Raw genomic sequence first — 1,119 nt, 5'->3', positions numbered from 1 at the left:
AAAGTATTAAAGGAAGTATTGGGTGTAGATGTTGCACAAAAGGAGTTAGTCGTTACTATTGGCAGGATGTTCGATGATTTGAGTATTGAACTTTATGCCCATAAAGTTTTCAAAAACAATGAGTCTGGTTTTGTGGCTTTATTAGATTGGATAAAAAAACTTACAAGTAATGAGCTTAAAGTCCGTTTTGTAATGGAAGCTACTGGTATCTATCATCAAAAATTTGCCTTTTACCTCTATGATCATGGTCGTGAATTAACTATTGTTCTACCAAATAAAATCAGCAATTACATTCGAACACTTGAAAACAAAACCATAACAGATAAAAGCTGTTCCGAGGCGATTGCACAGTTTGGACTGGAAAGAAATCTTGATCAATGGCACAGGCCTAAGAAAATCTTTCATATGCTTCAACAACTCACAAGAGAGCGTGATCAGATTGTAAGTGAACGGGTTAATGTAAAGAATCAGGCTCATGCTGAGAAGTCTGAAGTGGAGCCGAATGAACGCAGCCTGCAACGACTTAATGAAAGGATTCATCTGTTGAATAAGCAAGAAAAAGAAATAAAAGCTGATTTGGAGATGATTGTTAATGGAGATGCTAATTTAAACACAGAAATAAAGCGTATCTGTAGTATAACAGGAATTGGGAAACTTACTGCAATCATTGTTTTGGCTGAAACAAATGGGTTTGAGCTGATCAGAAATAAAAAGCAGCTTACAAGTTATGCTGGTTTGGACGTGAAAGAAAAACAATCAGGAACATCAGTAAAAGCAAAACCAAAAATATCTAAGAAGGGAAACAGGCACCTTAGAAAGGCAATGTATTTACCTGCCTTGGTAGCCGTTAAACATGATAAAAACTTTGGAGAAATCTATCTTAGAATAGTTTCAAAACATGGAATTAAAATGAAAGCACTTGTAGCAATTCAAAGAAAGCTATTAGAAATGGTATATGTAATTTATAAAAGCAAACAGGAATATCAAAAAGAATACTCAGCTTTAAAAGAAAGTAGCGCACTAAACCTAAAAGATCAGCACGCTACACTGGCTAGTTCTTGACTGCCCATGAAACAAAAATAAAATATTTTATTTGGAAATTAACACAGAATCTATCGG

Annotated in this window: 1 protein-coding gene; it reads left to right on the top strand. The window is 34.6% G+C overall.

Features of this window, described 5'->3' with window-relative positions; translation table 11 throughout:
* Window positions 1-1,062 (top strand): IS110 family RNA-guided transposase (locus O0931_RS20080; protein ID WP_269417256.1); only part of this gene is annotated, 1,062 nt, incomplete at its 5' end.
* Window positions 1,063-1,119 lie beyond the last annotated feature (57 nt).

It is taken from the genome of Pedobacter rhodius (assembly GCF_027213645.1).
GTDB lineage: Bacteria > Bacteroidota > Bacteroidia > Sphingobacteriales > Sphingobacteriaceae > Pedobacter > Pedobacter rhodius.
The sequence above is the reverse complement of the archived record's forward strand: the minus strand, read 5'-3'. Positions and strand labels throughout refer to the sequence as shown.